Source organism: Ornithinimicrobium tianjinense (genome assembly GCF_014636495.1).
Lineage (GTDB): Bacteria > Actinomycetota > Actinomycetes > Actinomycetales > Dermatophilaceae > Ornithinicoccus > Ornithinicoccus tianjinensis.
The window spans coordinates 342,582-360,596 of sequence record NZ_BMEM01000001.1 but is presented as its reverse complement, the minus strand read 5'-3'; the positions used below and the strand labels follow the sequence as shown (position 1 = coordinate 360,596).

The following is an 18,015-nucleotide window of genomic DNA, read 5'->3' as shown; positions in this document are numbered from 1 at the left end:
AGGGAGCGCGGCACGTCACGGGACGCCCGGGATTGGGACCGACGGCGTTATCACTTCGTGATCTGGTCTATCCACGGTGCCGGGCCCCTCGCATCCGCGTCAAACCCACGCACGCAATCGTGGCGAAGGTCACACGCCGGGACGGCGCGCCCGGGGCCTCACTGGCCCCGAGCGCCTCACGAGCCTCAGACCAGCCCCGACGTGCCCTCCAGCATCTCGGTGACCAGGGCGGCGATGGGGCTGCGCTCGCTGCGGGAGAGGGTGACGTGGGCGAAGAGGGGGTGGCCCTTGAGTGCCTCGATGACGGCGGCGACGCCGTCGTGGCGACCCACTCGCAGGTTGTCGCGCTGGGCCACGTCGTGCGTCAGCACCACCCGTGAGCTCTGCCCGATCCGGGAGAGCACCGTCAGGAGGACGTTGCGCTCCAGCGACTGGGCCTCGTCGACGATGACGAACGCGTCGTGCAGGGAACGCCCGCGGATGTGGGTGAGCGGGAGCACCTCGAGCATGTCGCGGTCGAGGATCTCCTCGACGACCTCCTTGGACACGACGGCACCGAGAGTGTCGAAGACCGCCTGGGCCCAGGGCCCCATCTTGTCGTTCTCGCTGCCCGGGAGGTAGCCCAGCTCCTGGCCGCCCACGGCATACAAGGGCCGGAAGACGATGACCTTGCGGTGCTGCCGGCGCTCCATCACGGCCTCCAGGCCCGCGCACAGCGCCAGGGCGCTCTTGCCGGTGCCCGCGCGGCCGCCGAGGCTGACGATGCCGATGTCGGGGTCCAGCAGCAGGTCGAGCGCGATCCGCTGCTCGGCGGAGCGCCCGTGCAGCCCGAAGGCGTCGCGGTCGCCGCGCACCAGCCGCACGCTGCGGTCGGGCGCCACCCGCCCGAGGGCGCTCCCCGAGGGGCCGAGGATCGTGAGGCCGGTGTGGACCAGCAGGTCACCGGCGCCCTCGTGCTCGAGCCGGCCGAACTCGTACAGGTCGTGCATCTGGGCGTCGTCGACCTCGAGCTCGGCCATCCCGGTCCAGCCGCTCTCGACCGCGAGCTCGGCGCGGTACTCCTCGGCGTCGAGACCGACGGCGGAGGCCTTGACCCGCATGGGCAGGTCCTTGCTGACGACCGTGACGTCCTTGCCCTCGGCGGCCAGGTTGGCGGCGACCGCCAGGATCCTGGTGTCGTTGTCGCCGAGGCGGAAACCGGCCGGCAGGGCCTCGGGGTTGCTGTGGTTCAGCTCGACGTGGATACGCCCGCCGTCCTCCCCGACGGGGACGGGCTCGCTGAGCGTGCCGTGCTCGATGCGCAGGTCGTCCAGCAGCCGCAGCGCCTGGCGCGCGAAGTAGCCCAGCTCGGGGTGGTGCCGCTTGGCCTCGAGCTCGGTGATGACGACCACGGGGAGCACGACGTCGTGCTCGGCGAACCGCTGGATCGCGCGGGGGTCCGACAGCAGCACCGAGGTGTCGAGGACGTAGGTCTTCAGCCCGGTGGTCGCGGATCCGGCGGCTGCGGTGCCGTCCGCGGTGTCGGCGACGCGCGTGGAAGAGGGGACGCGGGTGGTGGTCGTCATCGTGGCTCCCTGCTGACGCGCGCCCGTGCGGTCACGCGCCGATGGTCGGTGTGGGGCCGGGACCGGACCCCGCCACGACGACGGTGAGCCGGTGCCGGCCCTCCGTCCGAAGCCAGAGCTCCATGTGGTGGGCCTCCCGAGACGAGGACGGGTGTCCTGACGTCTGCCTCCGACGGTATGCCGTGACCCACGTCATACCCTCGTGGCGACACGGCGAGTCGGCGACCTCCGGGTGAATTTCCGGCGACCCGCTGTCGACCACGAGGCGGGTGGGGCGCAGGTGACGGGCGTGACGAGGTCTTAGAGCACCTTGGACAGGAAGGACTGCGTGCGCCGGTGCTGGGGGTTGGTCAGCACCTCGACCGGACTGCCCTCCTCGACGATGACGCCGCCGTCCATGAAGACCAGCTTGTCGCCCACCTCGCGGGCAAACCCCATCTCGTGGGTGACCACCATCATCGTCATGCCGCTCTCGGCGAGCTTGCGCATGACGTCCAGGACGTCACCGACGAGCTCGGGGTCCAGAGCCGAGGTCGGCTCGTCGAAGAGCATCATGTCGGGGTCCATGGACAGCGCCCGGGCGATCGCCACCCGCTGCTGCTGGCCGCCGGAGAGGTGACCGGGGTAGGCACCCTCCTTGTCGGCCAGCCCGACCTTGGCCAGGTTCTCCCGCGCGATCTTCTCCGCCTCGGCGCGGCCGCGCTTCTTGACGCGCTGCTGGGCGATCGTCAGGTTGCGCAGCACCGTCATGTGCGGGAAGAGGTTGAACTGCTGGAACACCATCCCGACCCGCGACCGGACCTTGTCCAGCTCGGTGTCCGGGTCGGTGATGTCGATGCCCTCGACCAGGATCTGGCCGGAGGACGGCTCCTCGAGCCGGTTGACGCAGCGCAGCAGCGTGGACTTGCCCGAGCCGGAAGGACCGATCACGCAGACGACCTGGCCCTTCTCGACCGAGAAGTCGATCCCCTTGAGCACCTCGTGGTCGCCGTAGCTCTTGTGCAGCTGCCGGACGTCGATCGCGGGGGCGGACCGGTCGACCTTCTGGGTGGGGTGAAGATCCTCCATCACCGGCTCCTCTTCTGCTTGCGCTCCATCCACGACACCAGCTGCGTCAGGGGCAGCGTGATGGCGAGGTAGAGCAGCGCGGCGAACGTCAGGCTGGTGGCGGTGCCGGCCGACGGACCGCTGACCATGAAGTCTCGCGCCATCGACGTCAGCTCCTTCTGGTTGGCCGCGAAGCCCAGCACGAAGAGCAGCGAGGTGTCCTTGAGGAGGATCACCAGCTCGTTGGTCAGCGGCGGGACCACGATGCGCAGCGCCTGCGGCATGACGATCGAGGACATGGTCCAGACGCCGTTCATGCCGAGTGAGCGTGCCGCCTCGGACTGTCCCTTCGGCACCGCCTCGATGCCCGCTCGCAGGGTCTCGGCCATGTAGGCCCCGGCGACGAGCATCAGGGCTGTCAGGCCGGACCCGATGATCCCGCCCGGCGGGCGCCAGCCGCCGAAGGCGATCGGCACGCCGAAGCCCATGAACAGGATGACGACGAGCGCGGGGAGCCCGCGGAACAGCTCGATGTAGCCGGTCGCCACCCAGCGGAAGGGGGCGACCGGGGCGAGCTTCATCAGCACCAGGATCATGGCGAGGACGAAGCCACCGACGAACGCGGCGATCGTGTAGAGGATCGTGTTCTTGGCGGCGGTCAGCACCATGTCCTGCCAGGTGCCGGTGAACGCCTCGGTCATGAAGAAGTTGCGGGTGACGCTCTCCCAGTCGACGAGGAACAGGAGGCCGACGACCAGCGCCAGGAAGATGGCGTAGAGCACCATCCGGATGGCGCGCTGACGCTGGCGTCTGGTCATCGGTCCTCCTTGTCCTCGTCCGGGGCAGGCCGGCTCAGCGACCGGTGCTGGTGGCGCTGTCGGCGTCGCCACCCTCGGTGAAGTACTTCGCGTAGAGCTCGTCGTAGGTACCGTTGTCGCGCATCTCCGCCAGCTCGGCGTTGACGGCGTCCACGAGCGCGGTGTTGCCCTTCTTCATCGCCAGGCCGTACTGCTCGTCGGTGGAGTACTCCTCGACGATGGTGAAGTCACCGCTCTTCGTGTGCTCGAGGTTGACCGGGAGGTCCTGCAGGAGGGCGTCGACGGTGCCGGCCTGCAGCGACTGGAACATCTCCGCGTCGCTGGGCAGGGAGATCAGCTCGGCGTCGGTGGCGTTCTCCTTGGCGTAGGCCTCACCGGTGGTGGTGGCCTGGACGCCGACCTTCTTGCCGGCCAGGTCGGCGATGGTCTTGATGTCGCTGTCGGTCGGCACCAGCAGGGACTGCTTGGAGTCGTAGTAGCCGTCGCTGAAGTCGATGCTCTTCTTGCGCTCCTCGTTGATGGTCATCGCCGAGGCGGCCATGTCGCAGTCGCCGGCGTTGAGGGCCAGACCGGACTGCAGGGCGTCGAAGGAGGAGTCCTTCACGGCGAGCTCCAGCTCGAGACCGTCGGCGATCTCCTGCACGATGTCGATGTCGAAGCCCTTGAAGCCCGACTCGGAGGAGGTGTCGAAGTCCTCGAACGGGGGGTAGGGCACGTCGGAGCAGACGGTCAGGGTGCCGTCGGTCACGAGGTTGAGGTCGGAGCCGCCGGCTGCGTCGGGGCTCTCCTCGGAGTCGGAGCCACAGGCCGACAGGCCGAGCGCCAGCACGGCGGCGATGGACAGGGCCTGGAACGATCGCGTGTTCATAGCAGGGCAGACTATGCCCTCACCGGGTCAGGTGCCGAAGCGGCGCTCCCGCTCCGCGTAGGACCGCAGGGCGCGCAGGAAGTCGACCTTGCGGAAGTCCGGCCAGTAGGCCTCGCAGAAGTAGAACTCGCTGTGCGCGCTCTGCCAGAGCAGGAAGCCACCGAGGCGCTGCTCCCCCGACGTGCGGATGACCAGGTCCGGGTCGGGCTGCCCCTTGGTGTAGAGGTGCGCGGCGATGTCCTCGGCGGTCACCGACGCGGCCAGCTCCTCCAGGGTGCGGCCCTCGGCGGCGGCCTCGCGCAGGAGCGACCGGACGGCGTCCGCGATCTCACGGCGTCCGCCGTAGCCGATCGCGACGTTGACGACCATCCCGTCGACGTCGGCGCTGCGCCCGGCGGCCTGCTGCAGGCACTGCGCGGTCTGCTCGGGCAGCAGGTCCAGCGCGCCGACGACGTGCACCCGCCAGCGACGGGTGTCCGCCAGGTCGGTGACGACCTGCTCGATGATCCCCAGCAGCGGCTCGAGCTCGGCGGCGCCGCGGTTGAGGTTGTCGGTCGACAGCAGCCACAGGGTGACCACCTCGATCCCGGCCTCCTCGCACCAGCCGAGGAAGGGGGCGATGTTGTCCGCGCCCGCTCGGTGGCCCTCCGCGCTCGCGGCCCCGCGCTCCCTCGCCCAGCGGCGGTTGCCGTCGAGCATCACCCCGATGTGGCGCGGGAGCTGGTCTGCCGGAAGGTGCCGTCGCAGCGACGAGGTGTAGGCGCGGTAGACCAGGTCGCGCGGCGTCTGCATACGGTCAACCTACCGGCCCGCCCTGTGAATTCCCCGCGCGGACCCTGTCACCCGACGGCGGGACGAGGACGTCAGGCGATCGCCGCCCTGACCCCGAGGACTGCCACGAGGACCGCGGCCCAGTGGGAGGAGAAGCCGGCCACCGTGAAGGCGTGGAAGACCTCGTGGAAGCCGAACCAGCGGGGCGAGGGGTTGGGCCGCTTGAGCCCGTAGACCACCGCGCCCACGGTGTACATGATCCCCCCGAGCATCATCAGCACGACGACCGCCGGCCCCCCGGTGCGCCAGAAGGGCACGAGGTAGAAGACTGCGACCCAGCCGAGCGCCACGTAGACGACGGTGTAGAGCCAGCGCGGCGCTCGGACCCAGAAGACGCGGAAGACGACCCCGGCGACAGCGCCGGCCCAGACCACCCACAGCAGGGTGCGCTGCTGGCCGTCGGGCAGGAGCAGCACGGCGAACGGGGTGTAGGTGCCGGCGATGATGAGGAAGATGTTGGCGTGGTCCATCCGCTTGAGGACCCCGGCCACGCGCGGTGACCAACGGCCCCGGTGGTAGGTCGCGGAGGTCGCGAAGAGCAGGACGGCCGTCACGCCGAAGACGGCGGCGGCCACCCGGCCGGAGGTCGTGGGCACGAGCAGGGCCAGGACCAGGGACAGCACGAGGCTCACGGGGACCATGCCGACGTGCAGCCAGCCGCGCAGGTGTGGCTTGGCCTGCTCGACGACCTGGTCGATCCGCTCGCCGACGGAGGCGGCCGCGGAGGGCGCAGAGTCAGGACGCTTCATGGTCCGAGCGTAACCTACGGTTGCGTAAGTTACGACTCCGTAGGTTCGCGGTCCTCGGTGGCCGCGGGAGCCTGTGCCTCGCGGCTCTCGAGCTCGCGGGCGACCCGGTCCTCCTCGCGCAGCCGCATCCGGCGCAGCCTGCGGGTCAGGTCGATCCCGAGCAGCCACACCGCCAGCGCCAGCCCGAAGAGGACGAGGAACCCGCCCAGCCCCGCCGTGATCTCGACACCGGTCTCGTTCATCCGCTGTGTCCCTCTTCCTCGCGCATGTCGTCGCGGCCGTCGCCGTCGGCGTCCTGCGCCGCGGTCGACCGTGCCTCCGGGCCGCTCGCGGGCGGCGTCGTCGCGTAGGCGAGCACCAGCTCGCCCGCGTCGTCGCGCACAGGTGCGCGACGGCATACCGCGTCCAGGTCCGGGAGGGAGCGCAGCCCCGCGAACAGGTCGTCCTCGGGCAGCTCCACGGGCACGAGCGCGGCGGCGAGCTCGAACTCCTCGAACGGCCACTCCTGCACCTGCAGCTCCAGCGGGACGGCGAACCAGCTGCTGTCCGGGTCGACCTGCGTGGCGTGCGCCCGGAGAGCGTCGTCGCGGGCGGGGAAGTGCTCGCCGCACCGGATCTGCGTGGTGATCGTGCGACGCGGCTGACCGGCGAGGTGCTTGCGCCAGTCGGCGTAGGCGGGTTCGAGCCCGGCGCGGACCATGGCCTCGTCGAGCCGCTCCATGCGGTCGGGGTTCCTCGCGTTGTAGTAGACCTTCAACGGCTGCCACGGCGCCCCGGCGTGCGGGTAGGCCGCGGGGTCGCCCGCGGCGCGGAAAGCCGACATCGTCACCACGTGCGTCATCACGTGGTCAGGGTGGGGGTAGCCGCCGTTCTCGTCGTAGGTGGTGAGCACGTGCGGGCGAAACTCGCGGATCACCCGCACGAGCGCCTCCGTCGTGACGTCCAGGGGCTCCAGCGCGAAGCAGCCGTCCGGCAGCGGCGGCAGGGGGTCGCCCTCCGGCAGCCCGGAGTCGGTGAAGCCGAGCCAGGTGTGGCTGACCCCGAGGATCTGCGCGGCCCGGGCCATCTCCGCGCGCCGCACGTTGGCGATGTCGCGCTCGATGTGCGGGTCGTGCTTGAGCCGCTCGTTGAGCACGTCGCCGCGCTCGCCACCCGTGCAGGACACGACGCGCACCGAGACGCCCTCGGCGACGTAGCGCGCGCTCGTCGCCGCCCCCTTCGACGACTCGTCGTCGGGGTGGGCGTGGACGGCCATCAGCCGGAGGTCCTGCATGCTCGTGCGGCTCTTTCGGTGTGGACAATGGGAGGGCGCCGCTCGCGGCGCGTCCCTGCCATCCTCTCACCCGCCCCAGGACGTGACGAACGTGACGACCCCCTCCCCGGACCGGCCGGTCCCGACCCCCCATGACACCGTGGCGCCCGACCTCGCGGCCGTGGAGGCGGAGGAGGAGTCGCAGGGCACGTGGGGCGGCCCCGGCGGTGGCCGGGGCGACGCGGGCCGGCCGCGGCGTCTCTGGTGGTGGGCCGGCGGGCTGGCGGTGGCGGCGATGTCGGCGCTGGCGGTGTGGTTCGGGATCTCGGCGACGACGGGCCACGTGAACTGGGTCGACACCGGCCACGAGATCGTCTCCGACAGCCGGGTGGACGTGCGCTTCGACCTGCGCCGCGACCCCGCGCGGGCGGTCGTCTGCCGGCTCGAGGCGCAGGACATCAGCCACACGGTGGTGGGTCGGACCGAGGTCGAGGTGGGCCCCGCACCGGCCTCGCCCAGCAGGCACGTGCTGCCGGTCGAGACGGCGACGCGTGCCGTCACCGGCTACGTCGACACCTGCTGGTATGCCGACGAGGCGCCGCCCACGCAGCGGTAGCCGCGGACGACGCCTCGTCGACCGACGCGTCGGTGGAGGCGTCAGGGAGAGACGGGTCAGGCCTGGTAGGGCTTGGCGGCGACGACCTTGACCTCGATCTGCTTGCCGTTGGGGGCCTCGTAGGTGACCGTGTCACCCGGCTTGTGCCCCATCAGAGCGGCGCCGAGGGGCGACTTCTCGCTGTAGACGTCGACGTCGTCCTCGTCGCCGATGATCTCGCGGGAGCCGAGCAGGAAGGTCTCCTCGTCGCCGAACATCTCGACCGTGACGATCATCCCCGGCTCGACGATGCCGTCGTCGGCGGGGGAGGCGCCCACGACCGCGTGCTGGAGCAGGTGCTCGAGCTGGCGGATGCGGGCCTCCATCTTGCCCTGCTCCTCCTTGGCCGCGTGGTAGCCGCCGTTCTCCTTGAGGTCGCCCTCCTCGCGCGCCGCCTCGATGCGTCGCGCGATGTCGGTCCGGCCCTCGCCGGTGAGCCGGTCCAGCTCGGCGCGGAGCCGGTCGTAGGCCTCCTGCGTCAGGTAGCTGGCGTCGCTCGCAATGCCCGTCACGTTGATCGTTCCTCCTTCGGTGCGTCCGGGCCGCGGGCCGGTAGTCAGACCTGCCTCGCTCCCCAAACACAAGGTCCGGGCACCTTCTGCCCGGACCGTGGTAGACCTCCTAGTCTAGCCCCGAACCCGCCGAGAGTCGAGAACGCACAGGAGGCGGCGGTGGCAGCGCCTCAGAGCGGGTCGACCGTGTATCCCCGGTCGCGCAGCGCCTGGACCACCCGCGCGGAGTGGTCGTGGCCGGAGGTCTCCAGCGTCATCGAGATGGAGACCTCGGAGACCTTGAGCCCCTGGACCCGGCGGTGGTGCTGGACCTCGAGAACGTTGCACGACTGCTCGGCGAGCATCGTCAGCACGGCCGCGAGCTCCCCTGGACGGTCCGGCACCCGGACCCGCAGCTGCAGGTAGCGGCCGGCCACGGTCAGACCGGTGCGCAGGATGCGCAGCAGCAGCAGCGGGTCGATGTTGCCGCCGGAGAGCACGGCCACGACCGGGCCCTCGTAGCGCTCCGCGGCCTCCTGCCCCAGGTCCATCAGGTGGGCCGTGGCCGCCGCGCCGGCGGGCTCGACCACGAGCTTGGCCCGCTCGACGAGCTGGAGCACGGCCCGGGCGATGGAGTCCTCGCCGACCGTCTCCATGCCGTCCACGAGCTCGGCCACCACCCCGAACGGCACGTCCCCCGGCCGGCCGACCGCGATGCCGTCGGCCATCGTGCTCATCGAGGAGACCGGGACGGGATGCCCGGCCGCCAGCGACGCCGGCCACGCCGCGGCCTCGGCCGCCTGCACGCCGACCACCTTCACGTCCGGGCGCAGCGCCTTGACCGCGGCCGCGATGCCGGCGAGGAGGCCGCCGCCGCCGGTGCACACGAGGATGGTGCGCACGTCGGGCACCTGCTCGAGGATCTCCAGGCCGCAGGTGCCCTGACCAGCGACGATGTCCTTGTGGTCGAAGGGCGGCACGAAGACGGCACCGGTCTCGGCCTCGTGCCGCAGCGCCTCGGAGATGCACTCGTCGATGGTGGTGCCGACCTGGATCACGGTCGCGCCGTAGCCGCGGGTGGCCGCCAGCTTGGGCATGGCTGCGCCGTGCGGCATGTAGACGGTCGCCTCGATCCCCAGCAGCCGGGCGGCGAGCGCCACGCCCTGCGCGTGGTTGCCCGCGCTGGCCGCGACGACGCCCCGGGAGCGCTCCTCCTCGGTCAGCCGGGACATGCGCGTGTACGCCCCGCGCATCTTGAACGATCCCGCGCGCTGGAGGTTCTCGCACTTGAGGTGCACCTCGAGGCCGGTGCGGTCGCTCAGCGCCCTGCTCAGCTCCATCGGCGTGGGGGTCAGGACGTCGGCCAGCACCTCTCGGGCGGCGAGGACGTCGTCGAGGGTCACGGCAAGGGTGTTCGGCACCCGTCAACGTTATTGCCTCCCGGCACGGCGCGGTAGCCCGGGGTCCGGTCCCTCCTCCGCGCCGCCGTGTCAGGCGATCTGGGCCGCCACGGCGCGGGCGAGGTCGGGCTCCTTCTCGGCCAGCAGTCCCGCGGCGAAGAGGAGGTATGCCGTGTCCACGCCGACCCGTGCTGCGGCGGGCGGGCGCCAGCCACCGCCGTGGTCGTCCAGCACCGCGCCCAGCACCCGGCCGGCGCCACCCTCCGGCGCGTGCCTCAGGACACCGCCCGAGCCCAGCACCAGGCCCACGTCCTTGAGCGGGCGCGGGGCCTCACCGGGTGCGCCCGGGCGACCGTGCCGACGGGCGGCGACGGTCGCGGCGAGGCGGGCCAGCTCCAGGTCGAGCTCCTCCTCCGTGCGGGTCGTGGGCAGCGTGGCGGGATCCTCGTGCACCCGCGCGACCCAGCCGGCCAGCGCCGCCCCGTCGACGCCCGGGTCAAGGTGTTCGGCCGACGCCGCCTCCAGGACGCCAGGAGCGCCCCAGCGCATCCCCAGGTCGCCCTCGACGGTGCGCGCGTGCCAGAGCGTGGCGACGACGTGCTTGCGCAGGGTCGCGTCCTCCCCCTGGGGGGTGAGGACGGAGTAGACGTCGGTGGTGGCACCGCCGACGTCGACCACCATGACGTCCCCGCCCATGACGTCGGCCAGCACCTCGACGCCGGCCAGCACCGCGTCGGGCGTCGCTGCCCGCACCAGCCGGCCGAACCGCGGTCCTCTCGACAGGCCCTTGCCGCCGATGACGTGCTCCAGGAAGACCTCGCGGATCGCCCGGCGCGCCGGGCCGGGCTCGACCACGCCGATCCGCGGCAGCACGTTGTCGGTCAGCCGGACCCTTCGGCCGGTGGCTGCCAGCTCGCTCGCGACCTCGGCGCGCGCGGCCGCGTTGCCGGCGACCACGACCGGCGCGCCCACCCTGGAGCGTGCGAGCCGTCGCGCGTTGTGGAGCAGCACATCCGCGTTGCCGCCGTCCGTCCCGCCCACGAGCAGCACCACGTCCGGGCGCGCGGCGCGCAGCGCCGCCACGTCCGCCGGCGTGAGCGCCCCGGCCGCCACGTGCACGACCTTGGCCCCCGCCGACAACCCGACCCGGTGGCCGGCCTCGGCGGTCACCGCCCGCTCGTATCCCACGACCGCCAGCCGCAGGCCGCCGCCCGCGCTCGAGCAGACGAGCACCCGGTCCCGCTGGGCGGGGTCGAGCGGATCGGGCACGCGCGCCGCGGCGGCCCCCGCCCCCGCCCGGGCGACCGAGCCCTGCAGGGCGAGCTCACGGCATACCGAGACCACACCCTCCAGGACGTCGCGGCCGGGACCCACGGTGGTCGGCACCGAGGCCCTCGCGACGAGACCGCCCCCGTCGTCGACGAGGGCGGCCTTGGTGAACGTCGACCCGACGTCGACCAGGAGGCGCGTCACAGGAGGGCGACCAGCAGGCCGACGACGAGCCAGACCAGCCCGACGCCGCCGAGGATGCCGCCCCAGAGCATCTGGCGCTGGGCGGCAAGGACGGTGGCCCGGTTGTTCTCGACGCCGAAGCCCAGCTCGGTGCCGATGTCGGCCGACCCGGGCGGGCCGCCGAAGCCCGACCGCAGGCGGGTGGCCTCCCGGTGCGCGGCCCGTCCCCTGAGGTAGAGGTAGGCGCCGGCGAGGATCAGCAGCACGGGCAGGATCACGTAGACCAGCCAGTCGCTGCCGGCCAGGCCGTCCTCGACGGCGGCCGTCACGAGCGGAGCGTGAGGGAGCATGGGCATGAGGGCAAGGTGCCACAGCGGGCGGGTGCTTCGCCACCGGACAGGCCGGGTCCGTCGGTCGCCCGTGCGAGACTCGAGGGATGGAGACCACCTACCTGCCAGGCCGGGCGAAGCCGCTGCCCGGCATCCCCACGCGTCACGAGGTCCTCGGCACGCAGCTGCAGGGGCCGTGGCCGGAGGGCACCGAGGTCCTCTACGTCGCGATGGGCTGCTTCTGGGGAGCCGAGCGCATCTTCTGGCAGCTGCCGGGAGTGGTGAGCACGGCGGCCGGCTACATGGGCGGGCAGACCCCCAACCCCACCTACCAGGAGACGTGCACCGGGCGCACCGGCCACACCGAGACCGTGCTGGTCGCCTACGACCGGTCCCGGACGAGTCCGGAGCTGCTGCTCAAGGCGTTCTGGGAGAACCACGACCCGACCACCCCGAACCGCCAGGGCAACGACATCGGCACGCAGTACCGCTCGGCGATCTTCTGGACCACTCCGGAGCAGGAGGCCGCCGCGCGCGCGACCCGCGACGCCTTCGAGCAGGTGATCATGGCCGCGGGCCACGGACGGATCGTCACCGAGCTGCGGTCGGCGCAGGACGCCGGGCCGTTCTACTACGCCGAGGACTACCACCAGCAGTACCTCCACAAGAACCCCGGCGGGTACTGCAACCACGGGCCCAACGGCTACACCTGCCCGGTGGGCCTGGTGCGGCAGGACGAGCTGCCGGCCCAGGAGGACGTGCTCCCGCCCTCCTGAGCCGGCGGTGCGTCAGCCGTCGCTGGTCTCGCTGTCGGAGTCGGCGTCGCCACCGATTCCGTCGACGATGTCCTCGGCCGGCGGTGCCTGGATGTCCTGGGGCTCGCCCCAGTTGTCGGCGAACATCTCGGTGATGGTGCCCTCCATGTCGAAGGCCAGCTTGCGCATGAGGTTGTCGTCGTCCAGCCAGACCTCGTAGACGAACTCCTCACCCATCGCCGAGGAGGCCGCCGCGGCGTCGCCACCGGTCACGCCGGCCGCGTCCATGGCGGCGGCGCTGTCGACGGTGACGGAGTAGTGGCGCATCGTGGTGCCGTCGACGTCCTCCTCACCGACGTAGACGACCTTGCGAGCGGCCTGCTCCCAGGTGTCCATCTGGGAGGTGATGTCCACCTCCTCGAGCGCGCTCGCGGTGTCCCCGAGCTGCTCCGGCGGCACCTCCATGAACTTTCCCTCAGGGGTGATCCCGGGCATCGCCATGAAGAGGCGCCCGTCGACCATGCGCATCTGCATCTTGCCGGCGCCGGGGACGGCCATGTCGAGGTCCAGGGCAGGGTCCTCGCCGGAGACGTCCACGGCGCCCTCCATGGTGAGGTCCTCGCCGCCCGTCTTCATGTTCATCGTCATGGTGTAGGACGAGAGCTTCTCCTCGCCGGGGGACTTCATCATCGCCACGAACTCGGCGATGTCGACCTCCTCCCCCTCCGCGACCTCGGGGGCGGTGGGCTGGGCGGAGGTGCTCTCGCCCGAGGTCGGCGCGCCGGCGTCGGTCCCGGAGTCGTCGCTGCAGGCGCCGAGCGCGAGCACGAGCGCCCCTGCGCCGAGGACCGAGGCCAGGCGGGTGCGGGTGGTGGTCATCGGTGGTGTCCTTCCCCGTGGAAGCGGCCGGCGAGCGCCGGCGGGCAGCGTCGCGAGCCCGTACGCCGCCCATCGTGTCACAGGCGGCTGGAAGGCTCTTGAGTTCTCGCCACGTCAGGGCGCTGTGGTCGAATGACGTGTTCCCCACCGACTGCGAGGTCCCCTTCCGTGAACGGCAACGCCACCTTCCGCACCACCGACACCGCCGTGCTCTCGGTCACCGCCGTGGACGCTCCCGTCGTCCGGACGTCGGAGGAGTTCGACGCGATGATCGGGGACGCCTACGCGCGCAACGGGCTGCGTCCGGGGATGCTGGCGGCTCTGGCGGGGATCACCGAGCGCCGCTGGTGGGAGGAGGGCCAGGACTTCGTCGACGGGGCGATCGAGGCGGGCCGTCTGGCGCTGGAGGAGGCGGAGGTCGACCCGTCCCGGGTCGGCCTCCTGGTCAACACCTCGGTGAGCCGCGCGCACCTGGAGCCCTCGATCGCGGTCCGGGTCCACCACGAGCTCGGCCTGGCCACGCACTGCCTCAACTTCGACCTCACCAACGCCTGCCTGGGCTTCGTCAACGGGATGCAGCTCGCGGCCAGCATGATCGACGCCGGTCAGATCGACTACGCGCTCATCGTCGACGGCGAGGGCTCGCGGGAGCCGCAGGAGCGCACGATCGCGCGCCTGTCGGGCGAGGACTCGACGGCGGAGGACATCGTCAGCCAGTTCGCGACGCTCACCCTCGGCTCCGGCGCCGCGGCGATGGTCCTGGGCCGGGCCAGCGCCCACCCCGAGGGGCACCGGGTGGTCGGGGGCGCGAGCCGGGCCGCGACCGAGCACCACGACCTCTGCGTCGGCGACTTCGACCGGATGCGCACCGACACCCAGGGACTGCTCGTCTCGGGGATGGGTCTGGCCGCCGACCTGTGGAAGGAGGCGTCCGCCGAGTTCGACTGGGCCGACATGGACCGCTACATCGTCCACCAGGTCTCCAGGGTGCACACCAGCCGGACCGCCCAGGCGCTGGGCCTGGACCGGTCGCGCATCCCGCTGACCTTCCCCACCTACGGCAACGTCGGCCCGGCGGCCGTGCCGATCACGCTCGCCAAGGAGGCCCCGCACCTGGAGCAGGGCGACCGCGTGCTGCTCATGGGGATCGGGTCGGGCCTCAACATGACCTGCCTCGAGCTGGTCTGGTGAGCGACGTCAGGGGGCCGGCCCGCCAGCACGTCCACGGACCGGCCGGGGTCTCGACGCAGGACGCCGCGGGGCTGCCGGCGCCCGGCGTCCCCGGCCTGGACCCTCGCTGGTCCCGCGTGGTGGACGCGCCCGACGCCGACGGCGTGCGACGCGGCTGGCACGTGCTGGACACCGGTCCGCTGCTGGCGGAGCGTGGCGAGGCGGTCGTCGCGACGCTGCTGTGCGTGCACGGCAACCCGACGTGGTCCTACCTGTGGCGCCGCGTGCTCGCCCAGGCCCCGCCCGGCTGGCGCGTGGTCGCCGTCGACCAGCTGGGGATGGGCTTCTCCACCCGCCCGGCGGTCCCGCGCACCCTCGCCCAGCGCGTCGACGACCTCGACGGCATCACGGAGGCCCTCGCGCTCGAGGGCCCGGTCTTCACGCTGGCGCACGACTGGGGCGGGCCGGTCAGCCTCGGCTGGGCGCTGCGCCACCGGGAGCGGCTGGCCGGGATCGTGCTCACCAACACGGCCGTCCACCAGCCTGCGGACAGTGCGCCGCCGGCTCTCATTCGGCTGGCGCGGACACCGGCGCTGCTGGACCAGGTATGCCGTCGCTCCCCCCTGTTCGTGCGGGCGACCACCGCACTGTCGCTGCCCCCGCTGCCGCGGGAGGTCCGTGCCGGCTTCGCGGCGCCCTACCTGACCTCCGGGCGGCGGGCGGCCGTCGCCGACTTCGTGCGTGACATCCCCTTCGAGGACGACCACCCCAGCCGCGCCGCGCTCGAGCGGATCGCCGAGGGGGTCCGGGAGCTCGAGGTCCCGGCGCTGCTCGTCTGGGGGCCGCGCGACCCGGTGTTCGGCGAGCGCTACCTGGCCGACCTCGTCGAGCGCCTCCCCCAGGCCGACGTCCAGCGCTACGCGGACGCCTCGCACCTCGTGCTCGAGGACCGGCCTGAGGGCGTCGACGTCCTCTGGCGCTGGCTGGAGGAGACGCTCGGGGCGAGCGCCACGGCATACCGGGACCACGCGGAGCGGGAGCCCGGCGGGCCGCGCCTGCCGGTGCGCGTGGACCTCACCCATCCTGACCGGCCGGCGGTCGTCGAGCTGCGCGAGGGCGGTCGGTCGGTGAGCTTCGCCGAGCTGGCCGCCGCGGTCGACGACGTCGCCCGCGGCCTCGCGCTGCGCGGGATCCGTCCCGGGGACCGCGTGGCCCTCCTCGTGCCGCCCGGTGCCGAGCTGACCACCCTCGTGTATGCCGTGTGGCGGCTCGGCGCGGTCGTGGTCGTCGCGGACGCCGGGCTCGGTCTGGGGCGGCTCGGCGGGGCGCTGCGCTCCGCTGCCCCGCGGCTGGTCGTCGGGATCGTGCGGGCGCTCGCCCTGGCCGCGACGACACGGGTGCCGGGCGAACGCCTGCGGGTCGAGCCCGGCGGCCCCGAGCTGGAGGCCCTGGCGCTGCTCGGCAGGGGTCTCGGCGCGGGGCGCGACGGGGCCGGGCTGCCGGGCCCGGACGAGGTGGCGGAGGACGCCGACGGCGCGGTCCTCTTCACCTCCGGCGCGACCGGCCCGCCGAAGGGTGTCGTCTACACGCGCGACCAGCTGGCGGCGCAGCTGGCGGTGCTGCGTGACACCTTCGGCCTCGCGCCCGGGGAGCGGCTGGTGGCGGCGTTCGCGCCCTTCGCCCTCTACGGGCCGGCGCTGGGGATGACGAGCGCGGTCCCGGACATGGACGTGACCGCGCCGGGGACGCTGACCGCGAGCGCGCTCGCGGACGCGGTGCGAGCGGTCGACGCCTCGGTGGTCTTCGCCGCACCGGCCGCGCTCCGCAACGTGGTCGCGACGGCCGAGGGTCTGGACGCGGCGCGGCGCGCGGCGCTGGCCGGCCCGCGGCTGGTGCTGTCGGCGGGGGCGCCGGTGCCGCTCGCCCTCCTTGAGGAGGTACGCCGGCTGCTGCCCGCGGCGGAGACGCAGACGCCCTACGGGATGACCGAGGCGCTGCCCGTCGCGACCCTGGACCCGACGACGGTCGGGACCGCTGAGGGGGACGTCCGTGGGGGCGGCGGGAAGGGCGGCGTGTGCGTCGGCGCACCCGTAGCGGGCGTCCAGGTGGGCATCGCGGGGCTGGACGCCCTCGGCGTGCCCGCGACCAGGCCCGCGACGGAGCCGGGCGTGGTCGGCGAGATCCTCGTGCGCGGCGCGCACGTCAAGGACCGTTACGACCGCGACTGGGCGCGGCAGCGGGCCAGCACGACGCCACCCGGCTGGCACCGGACCGGCGACGTCGGCCGGCTCGACCTGCACGGGAGGCTCTGGGTCGAGGGGCGGCTCGCGCACGTGGTGCGCGGCGCCGACGGACCGGTGACGCCCTACCCGGTCGAGGACCGCGTGCGGGGCGTCGCCGGGGTGGAGACCGCCGCGGTGGTGGGCGTGGGCCCGGAGGGGGCGCAGCAGGTCGTGGTCGTCGTGGTGCCCGCGTTGCGCGCCGCTGCCCCCGCACGGCTGCTCGGGGCGCCCCTGGGCGGCGCGGTCCTGGCGCCGGCCGGGGTGGCGGCGGCGGTGCGTCGGGCTGCGGCACCCGTGCCTGTCTCGGCGGTGCTCGTGCGCGACTGGCTCCCCGTTGACGTGCGGCACGCGAGCAAGGTCGACCGGACCGCGCTCGCGGACTGGGCCGACGGGGTGCTGCACGGGCGTTCGCCCGCCGGGCGGCTGCGGAGGCTGCTGCCTCACGGGGCGCCGCGCAGGCGGAGCCGCTGATGGCGCGCACGGTGCTCGTCACCGGCGCCAGCGGGATGCTCGGGCGGGCGGTCGCCGACCTGCTCGCCCGGCGCGGCGACGACGTGACGGTGATGCAGCGGCGGACAGCCGGCGGGCGCCATCGGGAGCGGCTCGGCGACGTGCGCTCGCGCGCCGACGTCGAGCGCGCGGTGCGCGGCCAGGACGCAGTGGTCCACCTCGCCGCCAAGGTCGACGTGGTCGGGCCGTGGATGGACTTCGTCGACACCAACGCGCGCGGCACGATGTATGTGGTGGAGGCCCTCCGCGCGCAGGGCGGCGGACGCCTCGTGCAGGTGTCCTCGCCGTCGGTGGCCCACACGGGGCGGTCGCTGGTCGGTGCGCCGGCAGCCCCGGCGACCCCGATGCGGGCGCGGGGACACTACGCGCGCACCAAGGCGGCGGCCGAGCTGTTCGCGCTGAACGCCGACGCCCCCGACCTGCCGGTCGTGGCCGTGCGGCCGCATCTGGTGTGGGGACCGGGCGACACCCAGCTGGTCGGTCGGATCGCCGAGCGCGCCCGGCGGGGCCGGCTCGCGCTCGTGGGCCGCGGGACGGCGCTGATGGACACCACCTACGTCGACAACGCCGCCGAGGCGATGGTGGCGGCCCTGGACCGGGCCGACGTCGCGCACGGCCAGGCGCTCGTCGTGACCAACGGGGAGCCCCGGCCGGTTGGCGAGCTCGTCGCCGACATCTGCCGGGCCGTCGGGGCCCCACCGCCGCGCCTGCGGGTGCCGACGCCCCTCGCGTGGGGGCTGGGAGCCGCCGTCGAGGGCGTGGTGGCCGTGGCCGAGCGGGTGCCCGGACTTCCGGCGATCAGCCAGCCGCCCCTGACCCGCTTCCTCGCGGAACAGCTGAGCACGGCGCACTGGTTCGACCAGCGGCATACCCGCGAGGTCCTCGGCTGGAGGCCGAGGGTGAGCATCGACGAGGGGCTGGCGCGCCTGGCCGAGCGCTCCTAGCCGGGGCGAGCTCAGCAG

Annotated in this window: 18 protein-coding genes; 5 read left to right on the top strand and 13 right to left on the bottom strand. The window is 73.1% G+C overall.

The features are described from left to right. Positions 1–185 precede the first annotated feature (185 nt). The 8 genes from phoH2 to mca all read right to left on the bottom strand — a co-directional run bounded on the left by phoH2 (position 186) and on the right by mca (position 7,151). Positions 186–1,565 (bottom strand): RNA 5'-3' helicase PhoH2, encoded by a 1,380-nt coding sequence (gene phoH2 / locus IEV65_RS01735; protein WP_188427881.1) that lies wholly within the window; start codon positions 1,563–1,565, stop codon positions 186–188. 300 nt (positions 1,566–1,865) lie between these two features. Next, complete coding sequence (locus IEV65_RS01730) at positions 1,866–2,633, bottom strand: amino acid ABC transporter ATP-binding protein (RefSeq protein WP_188427880.1); 768 nt, start codon at positions 2,631–2,633, stop codon at positions 1,866–1,868. Then, positions 2,633–3,430, bottom strand: coding sequence for an amino acid ABC transporter permease (locus IEV65_RS01725; RefSeq protein WP_188427879.1), 798 nt, complete (start codon positions 3,428–3,430; stop codon positions 2,633–2,635). Before IEV65_RS01725 ends, IEV65_RS01730 begins: the two co-directional genes overlap by 1 nt. A gap of 34 nt (positions 3,431–3,464) precedes the next feature. After that, positions 3,465–4,298 carry a basic amino acid ABC transporter substrate-binding protein gene (locus IEV65_RS01720; RefSeq protein WP_188427878.1) on the bottom strand — a complete coding sequence of 278 codons (834 nt, stop codon included), beginning with the start codon at positions 4,296–4,298 and terminating at the stop codon, positions 3,465–3,467. Between the two features lie 27 nt (positions 4,299–4,325). Next, entirely contained in the window at positions 4,326–5,090 is a 765-nt protein-coding gene (locus IEV65_RS01715; RefSeq protein ID WP_188427877.1) for an isoprenyl transferase, read from the bottom strand. Positions 5,091–5,161: 71 nt separating this feature from the next. Then, positions 5,162–5,878, bottom strand: a complete 717-nt coding sequence (trhA, locus tag IEV65_RS01710; RefSeq protein ID WP_188427876.1) for a PAQR family membrane homeostasis protein TrhA — start codon at positions 5,876–5,878, stop codon at positions 5,162–5,164. 29 nt (positions 5,879–5,907) lie between these two features. Next, positions 5,908–6,120 (bottom strand): hypothetical protein, encoded by a 213-nt coding sequence (locus tag IEV65_RS01705; protein WP_188427875.1) that lies wholly within the window; start codon positions 6,118–6,120, stop codon positions 5,908–5,910. Continuing rightward, on the bottom strand, positions 6,117–7,151 hold the full coding sequence (gene mca, locus IEV65_RS01700; protein WP_229734783.1) for a mycothiol conjugate amidase Mca: 1,035 nt from the start codon (positions 7,149–7,151) through the stop codon (positions 6,117–6,119). The genes IEV65_RS01705 and mca overlap by 4 nt, the downstream gene beginning before the upstream one ends. 91 nt (positions 7,152–7,242) lie before the next feature. Between mca and IEV65_RS01695 the strand changes: the two genes are divergently transcribed. Continuing rightward, positions 7,243–7,746, top strand: a complete 504-nt coding sequence (locus tag IEV65_RS01695) for a DUF4307 domain-containing protein (RefSeq protein ID WP_188427874.1) — start codon at positions 7,243–7,245, stop codon at positions 7,744–7,746. A 56-nt stretch (positions 7,747–7,802) separates the two neighbouring features. Here the strand turns inward: IEV65_RS01695 and greA are convergent, their stop codons facing one another. From greA to IEV65_RS01675, 4 genes are all read right to left on the bottom strand, one after another. After that, complete coding sequence (greA, locus tag IEV65_RS01690; RefSeq protein ID WP_371870146.1) at positions 7,803–8,297, bottom strand: transcription elongation factor GreA; 495 nt, start codon at positions 8,295–8,297, stop codon at positions 7,803–7,805. A 170-nt stretch (positions 8,298–8,467) separates the two neighbouring features. Then, complete coding sequence (ilvA, locus tag IEV65_RS01685; RefSeq protein ID WP_229734782.1) at positions 8,468–9,697, bottom strand: threonine ammonia-lyase; 1,230 nt, start codon at positions 9,695–9,697, stop codon at positions 8,468–8,470. A gap of 69 nt (positions 9,698–9,766) precedes the next feature. Continuing rightward, positions 9,767–11,149 carry a glutamate mutase L gene (locus tag IEV65_RS01680; protein ID WP_188427873.1) on the bottom strand — a complete coding sequence of 461 codons (1,383 nt, stop codon included), beginning with the start codon at positions 11,147–11,149 and terminating at the stop codon, positions 9,767–9,769. Then, a complete protein-coding gene (locus IEV65_RS01675) occupies positions 11,146–11,484 on the bottom strand; it encodes a hypothetical protein (RefSeq protein WP_188427872.1) in 339 nt (112 codons plus the stop codon). The genes IEV65_RS01680 and IEV65_RS01675 overlap by 4 nt, the downstream gene beginning before the upstream one ends. 80 nt (positions 11,485–11,564) lie before the next feature. Here IEV65_RS01675 and msrA point away from each other — a divergent pair, with 80 nt between their 5' ends. After that, the gene (gene msrA, locus IEV65_RS01670) at positions 11,565–12,233 is read left to right on the top strand and encodes a peptide-methionine (S)-S-oxide reductase MsrA (protein ID WP_188427871.1); all 669 of its coding nucleotides are present in this window, start codon (positions 11,565–11,567) and stop codon (positions 12,231–12,233) included. Positions 12,234–12,245: 12 nt separating this feature from the next. Here the strand turns inward: msrA and IEV65_RS01665 are convergent, their stop codons facing one another. Then, on the bottom strand, positions 12,246–13,091 hold the full coding sequence (locus tag IEV65_RS01665; protein ID WP_188427870.1) for an SCO4651 family lipoprotein: 846 nt from the start codon (positions 13,089–13,091) through the stop codon (positions 12,246–12,248). Positions 13,092–13,259: 168 nt separating this feature from the next. Here IEV65_RS01665 and IEV65_RS01660 point away from each other — a divergent pair, with 168 nt between their 5' ends. From IEV65_RS01660 to IEV65_RS01650, 3 genes are read left to right on the top strand one after another with little or no spacing between them, the layout of a single operon-like run. After that, a complete protein-coding gene (locus IEV65_RS01660) occupies positions 13,260–14,282 on the top strand; it encodes a 3-oxoacyl-ACP synthase III (protein WP_188427869.1) in 1,023 nt (340 codons plus the stop codon). Then, positions 14,279–17,014 carry an alpha/beta fold hydrolase gene (locus IEV65_RS01655; protein WP_188427868.1) on the top strand — a complete coding sequence of 912 codons (2,736 nt, stop codon included), beginning with the start codon at positions 14,279–14,281 and terminating at the stop codon, positions 17,012–17,014. Before IEV65_RS01660 ends, IEV65_RS01655 begins: the two co-directional genes overlap by 4 nt. Continuing rightward, positions 17,014–17,997, top strand: a complete 984-nt coding sequence (locus IEV65_RS01650) for an NAD-dependent epimerase/dehydratase family protein (protein WP_188427867.1) — start codon at positions 17,014–17,016, stop codon at positions 17,995–17,997. The genes IEV65_RS01655 and IEV65_RS01650 overlap by 1 nt, the downstream gene beginning before the upstream one ends. Positions 17,998–18,015: the final 18 nt, after the last annotated feature.